Source organism: Lachnospiraceae bacterium (assembly GCA_022794035.1).
Taxonomy (GTDB): domain Bacteria; phylum Bacillota; class Clostridia; order Lachnospirales; family Bianqueaceae; genus CALWPV01.
This window is the reverse complement of record JAAWDX010000002.1, coordinates 1-20,023: the sequence shown is the minus strand read 5'-3', so window position 1 is coordinate 20,023 and position 20,023 is coordinate 1. Positions and strand designations below refer to the sequence as shown.

Annotated in this window: 19 protein-coding genes; 13 read left to right on the top strand and 6 right to left on the bottom strand. The window is 48.8% G+C overall.

The features are described 5' to 3' along the window. Positions 1-193: 193 nt before the first annotated feature. On the top strand, positions 194-1,162 hold the full coding sequence (locus tag HFE64_01505; GenBank protein ID MCI8632148.1) for a biotin--[acetyl-CoA-carboxylase] ligase: 969 nt from the start codon (positions 194-196) through the stop codon (positions 1,160-1,162). Here HFE64_01505 and HFE64_01500 read toward each other — a convergent pair. From HFE64_01500 to HFE64_01485, 4 genes are all read right to left on the bottom strand, one after another. Next, the gene (locus HFE64_01500) at positions 1,157-2,407 is read right to left on the bottom strand and encodes a peptidoglycan-binding protein (protein ID MCI8632147.1); all 1,251 of its coding nucleotides are present in this window, start codon (positions 2,405-2,407) and stop codon (positions 1,157-1,159) included. The genes HFE64_01505 and HFE64_01500 overlap by 6 nt on opposite strands. A gap of 105 nt (positions 2,408-2,512) precedes the next feature. After that, on the bottom strand, positions 2,513-5,056 hold the full coding sequence (locus HFE64_01495; GenBank protein ID MCI8632146.1) for a response regulator: 2,544 nt from the start codon (positions 5,054-5,056) through the stop codon (positions 2,513-2,515). A gap of 21 nt (positions 5,057-5,077) precedes the next feature. Next, on the bottom strand, positions 5,078-5,434 hold the full coding sequence (locus tag HFE64_01490) for an Hpt domain-containing protein (GenBank protein ID MCI8632145.1): 357 nt from the start codon (positions 5,432-5,434) through the stop codon (positions 5,078-5,080). Next, the gene (locus HFE64_01485; protein MCI8632144.1) at positions 5,431-7,527 is read right to left on the bottom strand and encodes a diguanylate cyclase; all 2,097 of its coding nucleotides are present in this window, start codon (positions 7,525-7,527) and stop codon (positions 5,431-5,433) included. Before HFE64_01485 ends, HFE64_01490 begins: the two co-directional genes overlap by 4 nt. Before the next feature lie 520 nt (positions 7,528-8,047). On the opposite strand from HFE64_01485, the gene HFE64_01480 reads away from it, so the two are divergent. From HFE64_01480 to HFE64_01430, 11 genes are all read left to right on the top strand, one after another. Beyond that, on the top strand, positions 8,048-8,779 hold the full coding sequence (locus HFE64_01480; GenBank protein MCI8632143.1) for a hypothetical protein: 732 nt from the start codon (positions 8,048-8,050) through the stop codon (positions 8,777-8,779). A 136-nt stretch (positions 8,780-8,915) separates the two neighbouring features. Further along, positions 8,916-9,503, top strand: coding sequence for an RNA polymerase sigma factor (locus tag HFE64_01475; GenBank protein ID MCI8632142.1), 588 nt, complete (start codon positions 8,916-8,918; stop codon positions 9,501-9,503). Between the two features lie 38 nt (positions 9,504-9,541). Then, the gene (locus tag HFE64_01470; protein ID MCI8632141.1) at positions 9,542-10,492 is read left to right on the top strand and encodes a transglutaminase domain-containing protein; all 951 of its coding nucleotides are present in this window, start codon (positions 9,542-9,544) and stop codon (positions 10,490-10,492) included. Between the two features lie 12 nt (positions 10,493-10,504). Beyond that, positions 10,505-11,542, top strand: a complete 1,038-nt coding sequence (locus tag HFE64_01465) for a type II secretion system F family protein (GenBank protein ID MCI8632140.1) — start codon at positions 10,505-10,507, stop codon at positions 11,540-11,542. A 25-nt stretch (positions 11,543-11,567) separates the two neighbouring features. Continuing rightward, positions 11,568-11,888, top strand: a complete 321-nt coding sequence (locus HFE64_01460) for a hypothetical protein (GenBank protein ID MCI8632139.1) — start codon at positions 11,568-11,570, stop codon at positions 11,886-11,888. Positions 11,889-11,911: 23 nt separating this feature from the next. After that, the gene (locus tag HFE64_01455) at positions 11,912-12,394 is read left to right on the top strand and encodes a DUF4860 domain-containing protein (GenBank protein ID MCI8632138.1); all 483 of its coding nucleotides are present in this window, start codon (positions 11,912-11,914) and stop codon (positions 12,392-12,394) included. A 40-nt stretch (positions 12,395-12,434) separates the two neighbouring features. Continuing rightward, positions 12,435-12,878, top strand: a complete 444-nt coding sequence (locus HFE64_01450; GenBank protein MCI8632137.1) for a hypothetical protein — start codon at positions 12,435-12,437, stop codon at positions 12,876-12,878. A 5-nt stretch (positions 12,879-12,883) separates the two neighbouring features. After that, positions 12,884-13,387, top strand: a complete 504-nt coding sequence (locus HFE64_01445) for a hypothetical protein (protein ID MCI8632136.1) — start codon at positions 12,884-12,886, stop codon at positions 13,385-13,387. Continuing rightward, positions 13,384-14,442, top strand: a complete 1,059-nt coding sequence (locus HFE64_01440) for a PilT/PilU family type 4a pilus ATPase (GenBank protein MCI8632135.1) — start codon at positions 13,384-13,386, stop codon at positions 14,440-14,442. Before HFE64_01445 ends, HFE64_01440 begins: the two co-directional genes overlap by 4 nt. Before the next feature lie 23 nt (positions 14,443-14,465). Then, on the top strand, positions 14,466-15,857 hold the full coding sequence (locus HFE64_01435) for a transglutaminase domain-containing protein (protein MCI8632134.1): 1,392 nt from the start codon (positions 14,466-14,468) through the stop codon (positions 15,855-15,857). 15 nt (positions 15,858-15,872) lie between these two features. Then, positions 15,873-17,981, top strand: coding sequence for a glutamine synthetase type III (locus HFE64_01430; protein MCI8632133.1), 2,109 nt, complete (start codon positions 15,873-15,875; stop codon positions 17,979-17,981). 392 nt (positions 17,982-18,373) lie between these two features. Here HFE64_01430 and HFE64_01425 read toward each other — a convergent pair whose 3' ends face one another. Then, the gene (locus tag HFE64_01425) at positions 18,374-18,853 is read right to left on the bottom strand and encodes a GNAT family N-acetyltransferase (protein MCI8632132.1); all 480 of its coding nucleotides are present in this window, start codon (positions 18,851-18,853) and stop codon (positions 18,374-18,376) included. A gap of 81 nt (positions 18,854-18,934) precedes the next feature. After that, positions 18,935-19,372 (bottom strand): MarR family transcriptional regulator, encoded by a 438-nt coding sequence (locus tag HFE64_01420; GenBank protein ID MCI8632131.1) that lies wholly within the window; start codon positions 19,370-19,372, stop codon positions 18,935-18,937. Between the two features lie 379 nt (positions 19,373-19,751). On the opposite strand from HFE64_01420, the gene HFE64_01415 reads away from it, so the two are divergent. Next, on the top strand, positions 19,752-20,023 hold a 272-nt coding region (locus HFE64_01415; protein ID MCI8632130.1), incomplete at its 3' end, for an NUDIX domain-containing protein.

The following is a 20,023-nucleotide window of genomic DNA, read 5'->3' as shown; positions in this document are numbered from 1 at the left end:
CATTGCAAGCAATCAGGGATTCCATTTTCATTTTTTATGCTACTTTACGTAGCAGTCCCATCATTTCTCAAATGTAGGATTGTCAGACATGTATACTGCCGCCGAATCATAAACCCTTGAAAAGGATGCCGCTCTTTGCTATAATATAAAATCAACATTTACCAAGACTTAAAACAACTTTTCCGAGGGTATCATGTCCATCAAACTCAACCTATTAGCCGCGCTCGAAAAAAGCAAGGGGATCTTTTTATCCGGCGCTGCTCTGGCCGCATCGCTCGGCTGCTCACGCAATGCAATCTGGAAAGCCATAAACTCCCTCCGCGAGGAGGGGTATCCCATCGAAGCTGTATCCAACCGAGGCTATCGCCTGCCCGCCCAAAGCGATATCCTGTCCGCTCAGGCGCTCCTCCCCTATCTGGAGCACCCCGATGTGTCGGTCACCGTCCTGTCCGAAACACCCTCCACCAATCAGACCCTAAAGCAGCTCGCCCTCGCCGAGGCGCTGCCCCAAGGATCTCTTGTCATTGCCGACTCCCAGACCGCCGGCCGCGGCCGGCGTGACCACAGCTTCTATTCCCCGCCTAAAACAGGCCTTTATCTAAGCATTTTGCTGCGCCCCCAGCAAACACTCGAAAGCAGCCTCACTCTTACGGCAGCAGCGGCCGTAGCCGTATGCCGCGCTGTTCGCCGCCTCTATCAGCTTGAGCTCGAAATCAAGTGGGTAAACGATCTGTTTTGCCATCACAAAAAAATCGGCGGCATCCTGACAGAGGCTGTCACCGATTTTGAAACCGGGCATATGGATTTTGTCGTGATCGGCGTAGGCCTGAACCTTTTTCCGCCGCAAGGCGGCTTCCCAGACGAAATTGCCTGCCTTGCCGGCAGCCTGCAGCAGCAGCTAGATGTGCCGCTGCCCGGCGGTCGCTGCGAGCTTGCCGGCGCCATTGTTAACGAGCTTTTGCGCTGTCTTGACGATCCCTCTGTGATGGCAGAATATGCACGCCTAAACCTGCTTCCCGGGAAGCCGATCTGCATTTTACAAAACGGTGCAACCCGGGAAGCAACCGCACTGGCCATCACTCCCGAGGGGCAGCTGCTGGTGAGAAATGCGGACGGGTCTGAAGAAGCCCTCTTGTATGGCGAGGTCAGTATCCGATCATAGCTCAGCGATCCCGCTTACAGCCGTATAGATCTGCGACAGGCGGTACCATGTGCCCTTGCCGACAACCCCATCCGGCGCGAGATTAAAAATAGACTGAAATTTGCGGACCGATGCTTCAGTGCCCCGCCCAAAGATTCCATCCACTGCCAGATCGGGGATCGCCGGATAATTTTGCCGGATTCGCTTTAATTGACTTTGAATGATCCGTACATTGGGCCCGCTGTCTCCGTTTCGCAGCGGTGTTCCGGGATAGGAGGCCGGTACGCCCTCCACGCGCTCCGCCGTATCCAGCGTGATATCATAGCCATAATAATACCGCAGTATATTGAGCGCGCTGTAGCCCTGATCTCCCAGCGATTTGGACCCCCACTGCGAGAGCCAGCCGGGACAGGTCACGCGCTTCCCGTCGCAGTACTGTGTAAATAGCGGCTGGATGATGTCGGGACGCGTGATATAGTTTGTAAATACGCTGTCCACTGCATTGGAAATGCTTTCAAAGATATTGCGGCCATAAATGAATTTTTGATCATAAGCAGTGGAGGTTGTAATCGTAAACGGATATCCTTTTGACGGATACCATTCTGTATACACTCTGTTAAGCGTAAATGACATGATGGCCAACACATTGGCAATCAGGGTCGATTCGGGCCATGTAGCATAAATCTCGCTGCTGGCTACATTTTTAATATAGGTAGCGTAGGGAACCCAATAATTGGCGGCGTTTTCATTGGGCCTTCCATCATGCACAATAACAAATTCAGGCACCACCACATTGGGCAGCACCACAAAATCATCGCCAAAATCCGGCAGAGGCTTCACTTCCTCCTCCGGTATCTTGGCCGGAAATTCTCCCCAAAGCGTATTAGGGCCGATCTCGATCATAGAAGAGCCGTTTGAAAAGGAGGCAAACCCCTCCTCTGCCCGTGATATTGCTCTGACCTCCTGAATGGATTCCTGTCCAGCCAATATCTGTGTGCCCATGATGCGCACCGTCTCCATCTCCGCGGATTCTACTGTAATATCATAAGTAGAATATGGTTTGACCTCCTCCTGCGGCTCCAAGGAATAGGCTACGTCCGGTGTGGGCAGCTCAGCCGCCGGTGTATTGCCTGATTCATCCGTGCGCAGCACCTCAATCACTTGCTCGCTGCCAGAGGGACGAATGGTAACGGTAGCATCCGGAACGGGATTAAACCCGAGCTCTGTCCTTGTCTGTATACGCAATGTACCAAAAGAATCTGCCATAAGAAATTCTCCTGTTTTTGCCTAGTATATGCGGCCGCATTAAAAAAGGTGATTCATTCGAATCACCTTTTTTCACGCCTAGCCCTTTCCATCCAATTCTGCATATTATTTCACGAATTTTTCAAGCTGTTTCATTACCAGTTTGATATCAATCGGCTTGGCTACATGCGCATTCATGCCGCTGTCCAGACTCTTTTGGATATCATCTGAAAAAGCATCTGCCGTCATCGCAATAATCGGCAGATCGTGATCGGCGCGCTCCAGCGCCCGGATCGCTTTAGCTGCTTCATATCCCGTCATATTGGGCATCCGAATATCCATGAGCACGGCATCATAATAGCCCACTTCTGATTGCTTAAACATATCCACGCAGATCTGTCCATCCTCTGCTCGCTCCAATAAAAGACCTTCCTCGCCCAAAAGTGCTTCGTCAATCTCCCAGTTAAGATCATTATCCTCTGCCAGCAGGATTCTTTTTCCTTCCAGCTTAGACTGAGCCTGCACGGTCTCTTGTTCTTCCTTTTGCTCCTCTGCATTAACGTACTGTTTTAGTCCATAGAATAACGTGGATTTAAACAGCGGCTTTGAAATGAATCCATTGATTCCGGCATCTTTGGCCGCTTCCTCTACATCGCTCCAATCGTAAGCGGAGATTAAAAGAATCGGAACATCACCACCCATATGGCGCCGTATCTCTTTAGCCGTTGTAATGCCGTCCATTCCCGGCAGCTTCCAGTCCATCAGAATAATCTCATAATCCCTATGCTGACTATGACGCTGATCCACCATGGCAATGGCTGTTTCTCCATCCAAGGCCCATTCTGCCTTAATGCCAATCGACTTCAGTGTTGACACCGTGCTCTCGCCCAGCTGCTCATCATCGTCCACCACCAGCATATTCCACTCCGGCAGCATCATATCCTCTTCCTTGACTTCCGCCTTTTCCAGATCCAATACGACATGGAATTCTGTTCCCTGGTTAGGCGCACTTTCTACCTCGATTGTACCGCCCATGGCATCAATGATATACTTGGTAATCGCCATACCGAGGCCGCTTCCCTCTGTCTTTTGCACGCTAAGATTGTTTTCCCGCTCAAAGGACTCAAAAATTTTCTTCTGAAACTCCGGCGTCATACCGATTCCGTTATCCTTGACATGCAGATGGATCCGAATATACTTCTCGCCCTTCTGAGAGTCTTCTTCATGAAGTGCGATCTGAATCGTTCCCCCCGTGGGGGTAAACTTATGCGCATTAGAAAGCAGGTTGAGCAGCACCTGATTGAACCGTACGCCGTCGCAATACACATTTTCGGCTGAAATATCATGAATAAATACATCAAATTTCTGCTGCTTCGTCTTGACCTGCGGCTGCATGATGCTGACAATGCTATCCATAACCTCTCTCAGCGATACCTGATCCATATGCAGCGTCATCTTGCCGCTTTCAATCTTTGACATATCCAGAATATCATTGATCAGACCCAATAAATGCCGTCCTGATAATGAAATCTTTTTCAGGCAGTCCTGTACCTGCTGCGTATTTTGGATGTTGGCCGTTGCGATGGCGGTCATGCCCACAATAGCGTTCATGGGCGTACGGATATCATGGCTCATGTTAGAAAGAAATTCACTCTTGGCGCGGGTTGCCTGCTCAGCCGTTTCCCTCGCCTTTTCCAGGGCCTTCATCTGCTTTTGAATCAGCCTGATATAAATAGAAAAGACCAGCGTAAGCGCAAGCAGGATGACGCCGCATCCGCTCAGCATCATATTAAACCACTGATTGCTCAGATCGTTCACCGACTCGTCAAGCGGACCGTAGGGCATGATTGTCACCAAATTCCATTCCGAATACGGAAGCGCAACACAGTGCATCTGCCGGCGCTCTCCGTCGACTTTATAAATGGCAATATATTCTTCTTTGTTTTGCATAGCGCTGTGCATCTCACTGGCATACTGCTCGGCGGTTTTTCCGTCCGTCTCCTCAAACTCTTCGCGCACGCGGTCCAGATACGATTCGTGACCATCCTCTGCTCCGCGGATCACATAAGTGCCGTCAGAACGAATGATATGGGAAAAGACCAGCGAGTCCTGTTTGTCGAGCTGCAGCGTTTCGCTCACATAGCTGGCCGGAATTGCGGCTACTAAGGCCATGCTCAGTTCACCGCTCTGCATCCTGTAAACGGCTGGCACGCCGATCAGCACAACCTTCTCTCCCGTCGAATCAACGCCCACGGCCACCTTCTTTTCTCCCTTCTTTAAGGAATTGAAAAAGGATTCGGGATCTACTAGTGTCCCCTCCTTGCCGTATATCATATCGAAATGACCGCCTCTCGAACAAAGCGCCAGTGAATTGAAATCACGTACACGCCCCAGCTCCTCCAGCCTTTGTCTGATTTCGTCATATGTACCGCCCTGCAGTGGAACTGCCTCCACCATCGTCTCCACCTGCTCAAGGCGCAGCTGCATCACGGTTTCAAAATGCTCGGTAATGCGATCGCCCATATTAGACATATAAAATGTCCCCACTTCGGCAATCGTATTGGAACTGCGTTTTTGCATATACAGCATCAAAAATGTAAAAATCGCTACACAAAGAAGGGCAACTCCCGTCAGGCCCAGCGTAACTGTCCGTATTGGCTTATTTTTCATCGGCTAAGTCTCTCCATTATTTTATTCTGCGGATGCCTTCAGCTCTTCAATGGCGGCAACCGTGCGCTGATAATCCTCTTGTACTTTTTGCACCGCTTCCTCGCCCGGCTTCTGCCCGCTGCGCAGCTTTTCTGTAAGCTCGCTGCTTGACTCCTGCAAAGCAGAAAAACTCAGATTCTGACACATTCCTTTAATGGTATGCGCAGCCCGGAAGGCCTCTTCGTAATTTCCCTCCGACAGCGAGCTGCAAAGCAGCGCATAGCTTTTATCATCCACAAACTTAAGCACAAACTTCTGCACCAGTTTTTCACTGCGCAGCCGCGCCAGTACATCCTCATAATTGCCGCCAAGTGCAGCATAGCATTCCTGTAAATTCATTCTTTTTCCTCCCTGTGGTTTTCTTCATCACTTTCAATCGGTGAAAGCGCAGAGAACATCCCTTGCATTGAATCATCATAAAAGCGGTATTGCTTTCTGCCATCCCGCTTAACCGCATAAAGCGCCTTATCGGCTGCATGCAGCAATGTATCGTAGTCATTGCCGACCATCTCTGATTTTGCAATTCCCATACTCAGCGAAATAGGAAACTCTTCATACTGTCCGCAGAGCGTATTAAATATTCTGTTAATCCCGGCATCAATTTCTTCTTTGTACTCTAAGAAGATCAGAAATTCGTCGCCGCCTACACGCGCGGCAATATCGCCGCCCCGTATTGCCTGCCGCAGCTTTTCTGCCATATAGATTAAAAGCCGGTCTCCAAACATATGCCCATAATGATTATTGGCATTCTTAAAATGATCCACATCAAACATGACCAGCGCATATTTGCTGAAGGGCCGCTCCTCCATTCGCTGTATAATACGCTCTTTTGCATGCGCATGGTTAAGCAGACCGGTAAGCGAATCGTGAAACGCAAGCCTTTTCAGGGTTTCCATTTCCTTATGTGTCTCATGTATATCAATAGCCTTCCCTATTGTTCCGATATAGCGCGGCGGCTCGTCAGTAGACCAGATCGCTCTTGCAATGATGCGCGTCCACCTTTCCTCGCCGTTAATCGTCAGCTGACAGTCGTACTGCACCACCGGCTGCTCTGTTGTCGTGCTATGGATCTCCTCAGAAAGAATCCTCATATTTTTTCTCGAAAATACAGAAAAAATCTTTTCGTTATCGAAGGGACCTACCAGTACCTTGCCGCATCCAAGCTTCTCTGCCCCCCAATCGTTAAGAGTAATCATCGAGGGTGATATTGTATATTCAAACTGAATTTCCTGACTGAGCGCAGCAAAGAAATCGTATTTCATCCTTTCATGCTCCAGCAGCTTTAATGTCCGTTCGGAAGCTGAGAGCTCCTCATGCCCCATCATGGCCTGTGCAATGCTTTGCATCTCTCTTCGGTTTGCCTTAACAGGCGAGTCTTCTGTAAGCTCTTCTTTGATAAGCTCGTGCACATCCTGCAGGCATTCTAAAACCAGCGGATTAAAATTGCCGCACTGCCCGCCTAGAATCATCTGCACTGCTTCTTCATGCGGAATGGCTTTCTTATATACCCGTTCGCTTGTCAGCGCATCATACACATCGGCCAGCGCCACAATTTGCGCAGAAATCGGAATTTCATCTCCTTTTAATCCATCCGGATATCCCGTTCCATCATACCGTTCATGGTGCCAGCGGCATATTTCATAAGCAATCTTCACAAGGCTTTCACTCTCATACCACGGCAGAGCTTCCAATATCTTGGCGCCGGCAGTGGTATGCGTCTTGATTACCTCAAATTCCTCTTTTGTCAGCCTGCCCGGTTTATTTAAAATCTCATCCGGAATGGCCATCTTACCGACATCATGCAGGGCCGATGCCAGGCCAATGAGCCCGATATCCTCCTGAGAAAGTGCATATCGATCTGTTTTTTGTACCAGCTGCTTTAACAGAATTTCCGTCAGCGTCCGAATATGGAGTACATGCAACCCACTCTCTTCATTACGAAATTCTACAATATGGCTTAAAATGTTAATCAGCAGATTGCTGCGCTGTTCTTTTTCATAAACCTGATCTGCAACCAAGCTGGTAAGGCGCTTTTGCTTTGTGTATAAAAGAATGGTATTGACCACACGATGCCGCACAACCATCACATCAAACGGCCGTCCAATAAACTCGGTCACGCCTAGCTCATACGCCTTCTGCATATGTTTAGAGGCTGTCTCGGCTGAGATCATGATGACTGGAATGTCTTCAATCCAGCCGCTTTCATTCATAACCTGCAGAACCTCAAAGCCATCCATCTCTGGCATGACTATATCTAAAAGAACTAATGAAATTTCCACGCTATACTTTTGTAATATATTAATCGCTTCTACTCCATTTTCCGCTTCTAATATTTCATATTCGTTTTCCAGCATATCAGTCAAAATGGCCCGATTCATTTCTGAATCATCGACAATCAGTATCTTTTGAAGCTCTTTTTCCTGATGGCTCATATTTACAGAACCTCCTGCCCATTTTATAAGGATTTTATGTTTGTTATCATATCATATCGTCTATTAAAATTCAATCAATCCCTACAATTAAATACATGAAAACTATTTACTGATGCGTAATTTATGGTATAATATAGGCGGCAAGGCAGTTTTGGCTAATCAAGTCCCTGAGCCGCCATCAAAGTTTGATGCAAAGCATCAAACTCCGATATCGTACTGGTATAAGACAAACACAGGACGACTGCAAGAATCCCGTAGGGATTTCTTGCCAAGTTCGGTGAGGAACGAACCGAACTTGTGCTGCGCAAAGGCGGCAAGGCAGTTTTGGATATTTTAGTCCCCGAGCCGCCTTGTGAGTTTGGTGTAAAACGCCAAACTCTGATATCATACTGATACCTAAGAGCGGCAAGGCAGTTTTGGCTAATCAAGTTCCTTCGCAAGAATCTCGTAGAGATTTCTTGCCAAGTTCAGCGAAGAATGAGCTGAACTTTTATACATTTTAATCTGACAGGTGATTACAATGCATTTACAAAAAAATACAGATCTGCATCCCTCTTCTCATGCTGAGTCGGATGCATTATTTCGTCAAATCTCACAGCAGCTGCAGATCCAACCTCAAAAACGCTCTAAATGGCGGCCAGGGTTTGTGATCACTGCCGTGCGATATTTCTCGCCTCGCATTGCGATGCTTCTTTTCGTCATCATCACATTTACTTTTTCTCTTCTTTTTTTGACTTCGCCTCTGGAAGCTCAAAACATTGCCGTTTCACAATCATCTGCTGGCAGTGAACGCGTTTCCTTTGAAGTTGAAAATTCATTCTGGGTTAAATCTGTCAGCGCTTCGCTTAATCATGCGGCGCTTCCAGTCACCCAGACAGATGCAGGATATTATGTGGATGTTTCTGCCAACGGCGTTTTACTTTTAGAAATTGAGACTGTCTCTCATGTGTGCTCTCAAACAGAGATTGTGATCGACACCATCGATGATCAAGCACCGCATATTCAAAGGCATTCCCAAAACAATGACGAAATCTTTATTTATCTTTCTGACGGAGACGGAGAGGGAATTGACTGGGATGCCATCAGCGGCCGTAGCAGCCTTTCAGATACAGCTGTTTCTCCTGTGCGCTATGATGCGGCGGCCGGGTATGTTGTTTTTAAATATCCAACCGAGCCGATTTACATCAGCATTCCGGATCACGCCGGCAATACATTAACTGCACGCTTAGAGCCGGCACGCAGGAAAGAATAGTTACTTCAACCCAAAGAAGAGTTCCTTGCATTTCTTGACGCCCTATTCCGTTCATGTTATCTTAAAATATTAGTAGTAAACAAACTCTTAAGAAAGGATGCATGAGGTCAATAGGCTAACCGCGTACAGAATATTTATGGCAAGCGAAAAATTTGATTATCAATATTATGCGTATCTGGCGTCACGCATCCGCAAAGGAGACAGCAATGCATTTGCAGAGCTATATGACGCCACCTACGAAAGGCTCTACCGTTATGTATATTATTTTCTAAAAAATCCGGACTTTGTTCCGGATGCTCTGCAAGAAATTTACATATCCGTTTATAAGAATATTCATTCCCTAAAGATGGATAAACTGCTCATTCCATGGATGAAGCAAATCGCCTATCATGTTTGCTGCGACTTTGCCAAGCAGATTGCCGGACGCCATGAAACGGCGACGGATCTTTCTGATGATACACAGGCTTCCTTTTCAGGCACACTGGAAGCGCCTGACTGTTTTCAGTCCGTTTTTGATAAAGACACTGCTTTGCAGCTAAACACGGCATTAAGCAAGCTTCCCGTGAAAATCCGTCAGGCCTTTCTTCTGCGGTATGAGCAAGAACTGAAATTAGAAGAAATTGCAGACTTTATGGACGTAAGCCTAAGCTCTGTAAAGCGCTATATCAACACCGCACAAAAAGCGCTACAAAAGAGCTTCACCCATCTGCAAACTCGCCTATAACTCCTTGATCACAGGGAGTAATTCCGAGGAGTACCCTGATGCATCACATACACCGATTGACTACCGTATTTACCCTCTTTTTTCTTAGCTGCCTGCTGCTGATTCTTGGCGGCTGCTCCCAAAACGCAGCCGATCCGCCTGCTAATTCAAGTTCAAGCATCCAAAGCCTGCGGTCCAATAACCCTACAGTTTATACGCCAAAAGCAGACGGCCAAATCACTCTGGGGCAGGAGCCCCTGATTCTGGATATATCTCACACAGATCAGGGCTATATCATGACCCGATATACCGGAACCTCTGCGAAAGCCAATCTGCAGGTTACAGGCCCCGATGGCATTACGTATAAATATTTCTTTCCGCCCTCCGAGGCCTATATGACCATTCCCATCACTGCCGGCAGCGGAACCTATGAAATTGCTGCCTATGAAAATATCGTAGACACCAAATATGCTACTCTTTATAAAGAAACTGTCGAAATCACATTATCCAGTGAATTTCTTCCGTTTCTTTATCCGAATATGTATGTTAATTTTTCAGCTGATTCCAAGGCCGTCTCAGCCGCCGCCGACATCGTTTCCTCCGTATCTTCTGATTTAGAAGCTGTCGGCGCTATTTACCATTATATTATAGAGCACATCGTATATGACAATCAAAAAGCCCAGTCAGTTCCATCCGGCTATCTGCCGGACATTGATGAAACCCTGCAGACCAATGCAGGGATCTGTTTTGATTATGCCTCGCTGACCGCCGCTATGCTGCGCTCGCAAAATATCCCCACCCGACTCGAATTCGGATATTCCGGCGAGGTTTACCATGCCTGGATCAGCGTTTATATCGAAGATATCGGATGGATCGACAAGCTTATCGAATTCACCGGAGACTCATGGACCCGCATGGATCCCACCTTTGCCGCAAGCAATGACAATAGTTCAGCCATTCTAGAGTATATCGGCGATGGCTCTCATTATATTTTACAGTATATACACTGAGAAAGGATGCTTATGAAACCCTTAACTAACGCAGAGCTGGCTACCTTTTGCAATCAGCTGGCACTCATCCTTCGTTCTGGCATTTCTGCTCCAGAGGGATTATCCATCATGATAGAAGACACACCTGAGGGCGAAGGCAAAACTCTTCTGGAGACCCTGCTCTCTCACCTCGAAGCGACCGGCTCCTTATCGGAAGCCCTAAGCGAATCCGGCTGCTTCCCTCCCTATATGTGCAGTATGATCCAGCTAGGCGAGCAATCCGGCCGTCTCGACGACGTCACGCAGTCGCTCGCCGCCTACTATCAGCGCGAAGACTCTCTTTCCAAAAGCATCAAAAGCGCTGTCACATACCCTCTGGTCATGCTTGGCATGATGATCGTCGTTTTGCTGGTACTCATTATCAAAGTATTGCCCGTTTTCAATCAGGTATTTCAGCAGCTGGGCGCCAGCCTGACAGGCGTCTCCGGCGCCATTCTAACGCTTGGTGATTCTCTGAGCCAATACGGCATTCTTTTCATCGTCCTTATTATCATTGCGGCCGCTTTATTTTTCTATTTTTTCGGTACGGCCAAAGGCCGAAAGCATACCGGTGGTCTTGCCAATACCTTTTTTGTCACTCGTAATTTGGCAGCCAAAATCGCCTGCGCACGATTTGCCAGCGGAATGTATCTTTCGCTGAGCAGCGGTCTTGACACAGACCAAAGCCTTGAGATGGTTTCCCAGCTGGTAGAGCATCCCGCAACCCGTCAGAAAATCAATACGCTGCGCGAGCTTACCGCTCAGGGGCTCAGCTTCGCAGAAGCCATCCTGCAGACCAAACTATTTTCCGGCATCTATGCCAGAATGATCAGTATCGGCGCCAAGACCGGCGCTATGGATGAGGTCCTGCAGCAGATCTCGGTCCAATATGACGAGGAGATCGAAGACCGTATGGCCAGCGCCATTTCCAAGCTGGAGCCCACTCTCGTCGCCATCCTTTCTGTCGCCGTTGGTCTGATTTTGCTCTCCGTCATGCTTCCCCTGATGGGAATCATGTCCAACATCGGCTGATCAGTACTTCTAAGCGGAGGATTCCATGAATCGTTTTACAAAGCGCCATTCACTCAAGCCTCAAAGGCTCTTTTCCATCATCGCTTTTTTCTGTGTCCTGATTTTATTCTGGAGCGGATTAAGCTCGATCGCTCACATCACAGAAAAGCAAGAGCTTGACGGGCTTCAAAATACCATTTATCAAAGCGCCGTTCATTGCTATGCGCTGGAGGGCTTTTATCCGGATCAGCTTTCCTATCTGGAAGAGCATTACGGCCTGCAGTATGATAAGCATAAATATTTAGTCATCTACGAGGTCATAGGCTCCAATCTAATGCCGCATATCTCAGTACTGCCAGTCTCCTGATATTTTGAAACGGAGGATTTACCATGAATGCTAACCACCGCCCTTCTCATACGACTGACCTCCTTTTCAGTCTGGGGCTATTTTGTGTGTTTGCGGCCTGTGCCTTTATTGTGATCATGATCGGAATCCACGTCTACCAAGGCACAGTAGAGGATATGCAAAACACCTATTCCACACGAACGGCTCTATCCTATGTAACCGAAAAAATACGCCAGCATGACCGCAGCGGCTGCGTAAGTACGGCTTCCCTGGACGGAAAAACAGTTCTAGTGCTTTCAGATTCCATTGACGACACCACCTATCTCACATATATTTATGCAGATGAATCCGCTCTTTATGAGCTAACCATACAAGAGGGCGCAGAGCCCCAGCTCGATATGGGTGAAGCCATTATCGAGGTCAAAGACTTTTCTATTGAAGAAGCTGAAAACGGTTTCTATCAGTTTAGCGCCGCCGATCAAAGCGGTGATACCGTTTCACTTTTGCTTCACCTGCGCAGCGAGTAATACACTTTTGCTTATATTTTAAAAGAAAGGAGGCCCTATCGTGAACCACCTGCGAAGCTCCCGCTCGAGCCTGTTTCTGATGGAGCTCATCATCGTCATTTTATTTTTTTCTATCGGCAGCGCCGTCTGCATTCAGGGCTTTGTCAAGGCCCATCTGCTGAGCCAGTCAGCGCAGGACCTTAGCTTTGCCTCCTCTGCCGTCTCCAGTGCCGCCTCAGTGATTCGATACACGGATGGCAGCCTGCAGCAGCTGGATGATTATTTTCCCAACGCTGAGGAAACAGAAGACGGCTTTTCTATCTATTATAATGCAGAGCATGCCCTCTGCGAAAAGAAAGAGGCCTCCTATATACTCTATATTCAGACGTCACAGACTGCAGAAGAAGGCCGCTCTCACATTTGGATGACAGATAAAGGGGACACCGTTTTATATGAGCTGCAGCTGCAGTACCCGCTCCCTTCCTCTGCCAACATCAGGAGGTAGCCATTATGCAGCATTCACCGCAAAAATCAATCATCAGCACCGGTACCGCTTCCATCGTCTTAATCTTCGTGATGCTGTGCCTTCTTACCTTTTCTGTTCTTTCTCTCGTCAGCGCTCAGGCAAATCTGCGCCTCAGTCAAAAAAGTGCAGATCGGACCACGGCCTACTATGCGGCAGAAAATGAAGCCAACGAAGTGCTGCTTTCCCTTTTAAAGATCATGCAGCGCTATGAAAACGAGGACACAGCAGACGCCTTCTATCAGCATGTGCGCTCCGATGCCGAGACCAGCTGCGGCGTTACCTTCAGCAGCGATCAAACCGTATCCTATACGGTGCCCTTAGGCGACAGGCATATCCTTTTTGTATCTCTCACCATTACCTATGACCCTGTCACACAAGCCTCCGGCTATCAAATAGACTCATGGAATACCATCTCCCAATATGAATGGGATTCTGATCAGCCGCTTCCGCTTCCCGTGACAGATTCATCTCAGGAGGAACCATCATGACCATCTTAGAATTTCTAACACAAATGACCTCTCTAGGTGCTTCCGATCTGTTTATCGTCGCTGGCCGCCCCCTTTCCTACAAGCTTGGCGGCAAGATCATTCAGGTTGACGATCAGCGCATCATGCCTGACCAAACACAGCAGCTAATTGAGGAAATCTACGAGCTGGCCAAGAGAGAAACCCGCCGCCTTCTGCAGACAGGAGACGATGACTTTTCATTTGCCATCACCGGCCTTTCCCGGTTCCGTGTCAGCACCTATATGCAGCGCGGTTCGCTGGCCGCCGTCATCCGCATTATCACATTTACCCTGCCGGATCCTGCCTCTTTGGGCATTCCGCAGCAAATTATTGATTTGGGAAAAATAAACAAGGGCCTTGTACTGGTCACAGGACCCGCCGGCAGCGGAAAATCGACCACGCTGGCCTGTATCATCGACGCCATCAACCGTAATCAGGAAAAGCACATCATCACCCTTGAGGATCCGCTGGAATTTTTGCACCGGCATCAAAAGAGCATTATCAGCCAGCGCGAAATCAACTCTGATACCAAAAGCTATGTTGTCGCTCTGCGCGCGGCGCTGCGCCAAAGTCCGGATGTAATCCTTTTAGGAGAGATGCGTGATTTTGAGACCATTTCCATTGCCATGACAGCTGCTGAAACCGGTCACTTAGTCCTGTCAACGCTGCATACGCTTGGTGCTGCCAATACCATCGACCGCATTATCGACGTATTCCCACCTGCCCAGCAGCGGCAGATTTCCATCCAGCTTGCATCCGTTCTGCAGGCCGTTGTTTCACAGCAGCTCATTCCGTCTGCGCAGGAAAACGCCATGCTTCCCGCCTTTGAGCTCATGACCGCCAATACCGCCATTCGCAATATGATCCGCGAAAGCAAAATTCACCAGATCGACGGCCTCATTTCTGGCTCCTCCACAGATGCTATGTTCTCTATGGACGCCAGCCTAGCCAAGCTCTGCAAGTCAGGAGCCATCTCCAAAGCAGATGCGCTCATGCATAGTACCAATCCCGATATGTTAGCCCGTAAACTCAATTGAATTTAAGAAAAGAGGTCAAACCCATGCTGCAAGACGACATTCAATCCCTACAGATCCATCTGCCGGAAGACATTGCCAACGCCAAAGGCTGCGGCGATTTTGAGCGGGCGCAGCGCCTGATCGACGCGCGCCTGTCCGACATCCGTACCCCCAAATTCCTTTTACCCCGTCTGCGCGCGGAAAAGGCCATCCTTACCAGGCTTCCCCTGGACTACACCTATACCATCGCAGAGGCTGTTTCCCTCGTGCAGCAGGATATTCCCGATTTTAACGAAGCAGAATTTAACGAGCTGATGGACGCCGGCGCCATTGACTGGATTTATATCCACGGCACCCCTCACATCGCCGCTCGCTTTTACGAGACTTTACTCAAGGTAAATCCGCTGATTGCCCGCCGTGCGGGAAAAGAGGGCGATTTTGAAGCCTTGCCCGGGACCCAGCTGCTCAACCGCAATATGCAGCAGATGAAGGAGCTCGGCGGTGTGTGCCGGCATATCCGGATCCGCGCTAAGCTGCAGATCAAGGATTCTGCTTTCCGGCCCGGCCAGCATGTGCGCGTGCATATGCCGATCCCAGCAGCGGCGGTGAATATGAAAAATATTGAGATCCTTGCGACCAGTCCGGAGGCGGTTATGATGTCGGCTCCTTCGCATGCGCAGCGCAGCGTTTATTTTGAGGAGACGATGCAGGAGAATCATCCCTTCTATGTAGAGTATGCCTATGACTGCCTGGCGCTGAATCATGTGCTGGATCCCAATCAGGTTACGTCAAACCGCACGGCTTTTGATACGGAGGAGGAGCTTCCTCATATTTGCTTTACGCCCACCATCCGTGCGCTGTGTGATGAATTAAAGGGCGAAGAGGAAAATCCGCTGAAGATTGCCCGGCTTTTTTATGACTTCTGTACGACACTGGTTAAGTATTCTTTTATGAGAGAGTACTTTACGATCCCGGAGATTCCGGAGTATGCGGCTCTGAATCTAAAGGGAGACTGCGGCGTGCAGGCACTTTTGTTTATTACGCTTTGCCGCTGCGCCGGCATCCCAGCCCGCTGGCAGTCCGGCCTGTATATTACGCCTGATTCAGCTGGCGCGCATGACTGGGCGCAGTTTTATATAGCCCCCTACGGCTGGCTGTTTGCTGATCCTTCCTTTGGCGGCAGCGCCTACCGCAATGGCAATCTGGACCGATGGAATCATTACTTTGGAAGTCTGGATCCCTTCCGCATGGTGGCCAATTCCATGTTCCAGCAACGTATGGATCCGCTGAAATTCCAGCCTCGTCTGGACCCCTATGACAATCAGGTGGGCGAGGTGGAATATGATGATCAGGGGCTTTTGCGCAGCGATCTGACATATTCATGGGAAATTTTGGAACATACAGAGCGCGATATTCACGAACTGATAACCCTCTAAACGGAAAGGAAACTTATGGAAACCACAACACGATTAAATCATGTGCCGGCGCTGTTTGGCAGCATGGTCTTCAATGACCATGTGATGAAGGAGCGCCTGCCTAAGGAAACCTACCGCGCACTGCAGCGCACGATCGCCGAAGGGCGAAAGCTCGATCCGGCCGTTGGCAACGTGGTAGCTAATGCCATGAAGGATTGGGCCATCGAAAAGGGCGCCACGCATTACACCCACTGGTTTCAGCCTTTAACCGGCATCACCGCGGAAAAGCATGACAGCTTTATCAGTCCGGTGGAGGGCGGCCATGTTATCATGGAATTTTCCGGAAAGGAACTCGTAAAGGGAGAGCCGGATGCCTCCAGCTTTCCGAACGGCGGTCTGCGCTCCACCTTTGAGGCGCGCGGCTATACCGCCTGGGATCCTTCCTCCTATGCCTTTATTAAAGATCATACACTTTGCATCCCTACTGTATTTTATTCGTATGGCGGCGAAGCTCTGGATAAGAAAACGCCCCTGCTTCGCTCAGTGGAAGCGATTAACAAGCAGGCGCTGCGGATCCTGCGCCTGTTCGGACATCACGATGTGAAGCGTGTCATCGTCACCGTGGGCCCTGAGCAGGAGTATTTCCTGATCAGCCGCAAGAAATATTATCAGCGTCAGGATCTCGTCATCTGCGGACGCACCCTGTTTGGCGCACAGCCGCCTAAGGGTCAGGAATTAGAAGATCATTATTTTGGCACCATCAAGCCGCGCGTGGCTGAATTTATGGCAGATCTAGACGAGGAGCTCTGGAAGCTGGGGATTCTGGCCAAGACGGAGCATAATGAAGCGGCGCCGGCCCAGCATGAGCTGGCCCCGATCTTTAACGATACCAATACTGCTACCGACCATAATCAGCTGACGATGGAGATCATGAAAAAGGTGGCGCGCCGCCATGAGCTGGCCTGCCTGCTCCACGAGAAGCCCTTTGAGGGCGTGAACGGCAGCGGCAAGCATAATAACTGGTCCCTGTCCACCGATACGGGCATCAATCTGTTAGAGCCCGGCGATTCGCCGCGCGATAACGCACAGTTCCTTTTATTCCTCACCGCGGTCATCAAGGCTGTGGATGAATATCAGGATTTGCTGCGTGCGTCCATTGCCAGCGTAAATAACGATCACCGGCTTGGCGGCAACGAAGCGCCCCCGGCCATTGTATCGATGTTTTTAGGCTCTGAGCTGACCTCCATTTTGGATACGATCGAAAACGGCAGTCAATATGAACAGCAGGACCGCAAGGAGCTCAAGGTCGGCGTGCATATCCTGCCGCGCTTTGCACAGGACACCACCGACCGCAACCGCACTTCGCCGTTTGCCTTTACCGGCAATAAATTTGAGTTCCGGATGCCCGGCTCCGGCTCCTCCATTTCCGGTCCGAATGTGATCCTAAACACGATTGTCGCCGAAGCGCTTTCTCAGTTCGCCGAAGAGCTGGAGCAGGCCGAAAGCTTTGACAGCGCCCTACAGGCGCTGATCCAGCGCACGATCCACGATCACAAGCGGATCATCTTTAATGGCAATAACTACTCCCAGGAATGGGTTGAGGAAGCTGCCCGCCGCGGCCTTTCCAATCTGGTGACCACAGTAGATGCGCTTCCCGCTTATCTGGCCGAGAAAAATGTACAGGTCTTTACCAAGCATCATATCTTTACGCCTACCGAGCTGCAGTCCCGCTTCGAGATTTCTCTGGAAAGCTACTGCAAAACGCTCAACATGGAGGCGCTGACCATGATCGATATGGCCTACAAGGAGATCCTGCCGGCCGTATCCAAATATGTGGATTTCCTGTGCTCTGCCGTGCTGCATAAAAAGCAGGCCGGCCTTGCCGAGATCAGAACCAGCGAGGAAGCCTTGGCCCAGACGCTCTCCCGCCTTTCCTCCGAAGCCTATGAAAAGCTTTGCCATCTGGAGGATCGCCTGCAGAAAACGCACTGCATCACCGATATTCACGAAAAGGCCCTCTACTTCAAGGACGCCGTTTTGCCGGCCATGGCTGCCCTGCGCGCCTCCGCCGATGCAATGGAGCGCCTCACCGCCGAGGAATACTGGCCCTATCCCACCTATACGAAATTATTATTCTATATCTAAAAGCACAGAGGAGGAGGTCTTTGGACTTCCTCCTCTTTTGCTGTTGGCTTCTCTTGACGCGACCGCCACTTGTCGCCTTTGAAGCCTTTTTATCGCCTTTGAAGCTTTTGCAGTCTTTTGGAGCTATCGTACGCCTTTATCGCCTTTGCAGTCTCTTGAAGCCATCGTACGCCTTTTCAGCCGCCGCTGGCGGAAATGGGCGATATAGCTGAATTTTTTCCACCATACATGGTGGAACTTTTTATGATAGAGGAATTTTCCCAGCCAGCAAGAATCTCGGTATTAAAAATGGCGGAAGGATTTCAGCTACCAGTGCTTGGAGCTATGCACACGACTGAAATCCTTCCGCCATTTTTCAAATTCTTTCATCCTTGGTGAAACTACAAAGCCATTTATTTGCTCCTTAGATATAGCGTATAGGCACTGGGATCAAATTCGTCCCCTTCCCCATGATCAATCGGATCCACAAAGCCGTATTTAAAATAAATATGCTTTGCAAGCGCATTATCCTCTTCTACACCAATCGTAAATTCTGTATATCCTCTTGCTTCCATCTCTTTCAGCACATAGGCAAGCAGCCTCTGCCCAAGCCCTTTTCCCTGCCGCGCTTTCTCTACTCTGTATGCTGCCAAATAGACCCTGCGTCCGGGGATCGTCTCGCTTTGCAGCTCATCGCTGACATAATTAACCGTCAGCTCCCCGACCATCTCTCCTTCTGCTTCTATCACAAAAATATCCATTTCATGATTCATTAGCCGGTTTACACACTCGGCTCTATATTTTTTCCACAGCTCTTCATCACCCGGAAACAGTCTTTTTAAGCGATCAAACTCTTCCGCATCAATTTTTCTAAACCGGATATCTCTTTCCATTTCCTAATAATTCCTTTCTTTCTCGGAGCACTTTAGTTTTCAGTAATGCCTGTACATACAGAGAGGATGTGTTGGTCGAGATCAAATGTGTTCCTGCTCTTCAAGATTTTTTAGTATCTTTTCTAGCTCCGCATCCAATCTCAAAATCTCCTCCTCCGTAAACCCTTTATAAAACAGGAGACTCATTTCATCGGAGACCTGCTTATACTTACTTTCCAAGCTGCGCGCATGATCCGTAAGATGAATACGAATTTGTCGCCGATCCTCAGAATCATAGCGTCTTGTAATATGACCCAAGCTTTCCATCCGGTCCAGCATACTGGTCAAGGTTGTCTTTGCCAGCCCTGTTCTCTTGGATAGTTCCACAATGGGTAAATCGTCCTCCTGCCATAGCACATAAAGAATACGCCCCTGCGCACCATTAAATTCATCAATTCCAGCCTCTGTCAGCAGCCTTGCAAAAATGCGCCCCTGAATCTGTTTAATCTGTGAAATTAAAAAACCGCCCCTTGTTTCAATCATTCTATCCCTCCCATGCCAAATGATACTATATAGGACTATTCTTGTCAAGGTGAAGTTTGCGCAGCTACAGTAGTATGCTGCCCAAACTTCACCTTGACAAGATTTTAATCTCTGTCGTTGTATCTCTACCGCTTTTCCTTATTTAAACTGCTCTATATTTTAATTCATTCATTAGAGAGAAATATCATCGATATTCCAGTATCGACCAAGAATAAAACCAAATAAAAACAAAAATTAAGACTACTGCTATACAAAACAATTGCCGTGCAACAGTATACACTGTAAGTATTGCCGTGTGATAACTCCAGCGTTTTCTACAAAGCTGTTAGACACAAAAGTGATCCTGTGCTATAATCAGTCCAATAAATCGAAATTTATGATTATGGAGGTCGCCATGAGACTGCTGTTCGAAATGGACAAAAAGGATTACGATAAATGCACCCATTCGTTTGTCCGCAACTCTGCCAGAAGTATCATGATCAAAGGTAAAAGAATAGTAATGATTCATAGTATTAAGTACGATTATTACAAATTTCCGGGTGGCGGAATCGAGGACGGCGAAAACCCTGTGGATGCGATGATCCGGGAAACTCGTGAGGAATCGGGTTTAGTCGTCCTGCCGGATACCGTCAAAGAATACGGATATGT

Excerpts from the sequence above, each read along its gene's own strand:
- HFE64_01505 (MCI8632148.1), top strand. The coding sequence starts at position 194 with ATGTCCATCAAACTCAACCTATTAGCCGCGCTCGAAAAAAGCAAGGGG.
- HFE64_01500 (MCI8632147.1), bottom strand. The coding sequence starts at position 2,407 with ATGGCAGATTCTTTTGGTACATTGCGTATACAGACAAGGACAGAGCTC.
- HFE64_01495 (MCI8632146.1), bottom strand. The coding sequence starts at position 5,056 with ATGAAAAATAAGCCAATACGGACAGTTACGCTGGGCCTGACGGGAGTT.
- HFE64_01490 (MCI8632145.1), bottom strand. The coding sequence starts at position 5,434 with ATGAATTTACAGGAATGCTATGCTGCACTTGGCGGCAATTATGAGGAT.
- HFE64_01485 (MCI8632144.1), bottom strand. The coding sequence starts at position 7,527 with ATGAGCCATCAGGAAAAAGAGCTTCAAAAGATACTGATTGTCGATGAT.
- HFE64_01480 (MCI8632143.1), top strand. The coding sequence starts at position 8,048 with ATGCATTTACAAAAAAATACAGATCTGCATCCCTCTTCTCATGCTGAG.
- HFE64_01475 (MCI8632142.1), top strand. The coding sequence starts at position 8,916 with ATGGCAAGCGAAAAATTTGATTATCAATATTATGCGTATCTGGCGTCA.
- HFE64_01470 (MCI8632141.1), top strand. The coding sequence starts at position 9,542 with ATGCATCACATACACCGATTGACTACCGTATTTACCCTCTTTTTTCTT.
- HFE64_01465 (MCI8632140.1), top strand. The coding sequence starts at position 10,505 with ATGAAACCCTTAACTAACGCAGAGCTGGCTACCTTTTGCAATCAGCTG.
- HFE64_01460 (MCI8632139.1), top strand. The coding sequence starts at position 11,568 with ATGAATCGTTTTACAAAGCGCCATTCACTCAAGCCTCAAAGGCTCTTT.
- HFE64_01455 (MCI8632138.1), top strand. The coding sequence starts at position 11,912 with ATGAATGCTAACCACCGCCCTTCTCATACGACTGACCTCCTTTTCAGT.
- HFE64_01445 (MCI8632136.1), top strand. The coding sequence starts at position 12,884 with ATGCAGCATTCACCGCAAAAATCAATCATCAGCACCGGTACCGCTTCC.
- HFE64_01440 (MCI8632135.1), top strand. The coding sequence starts at position 13,384 with ATGACCATCTTAGAATTTCTAACACAAATGACCTCTCTAGGTGCTTCC.
- HFE64_01435 (MCI8632134.1), top strand. The coding sequence starts at position 14,466 with ATGCTGCAAGACGACATTCAATCCCTACAGATCCATCTGCCGGAAGAC.
- HFE64_01430 (MCI8632133.1), top strand. The coding sequence starts at position 15,873 with ATGGAAACCACAACACGATTAAATCATGTGCCGGCGCTGTTTGGCAGC.
- HFE64_01425 (MCI8632132.1), bottom strand. The coding sequence starts at position 18,853 with ATGGAAAGAGATATCCGGTTTAGAAAAATTGATGCGGAAGAGTTTGAT.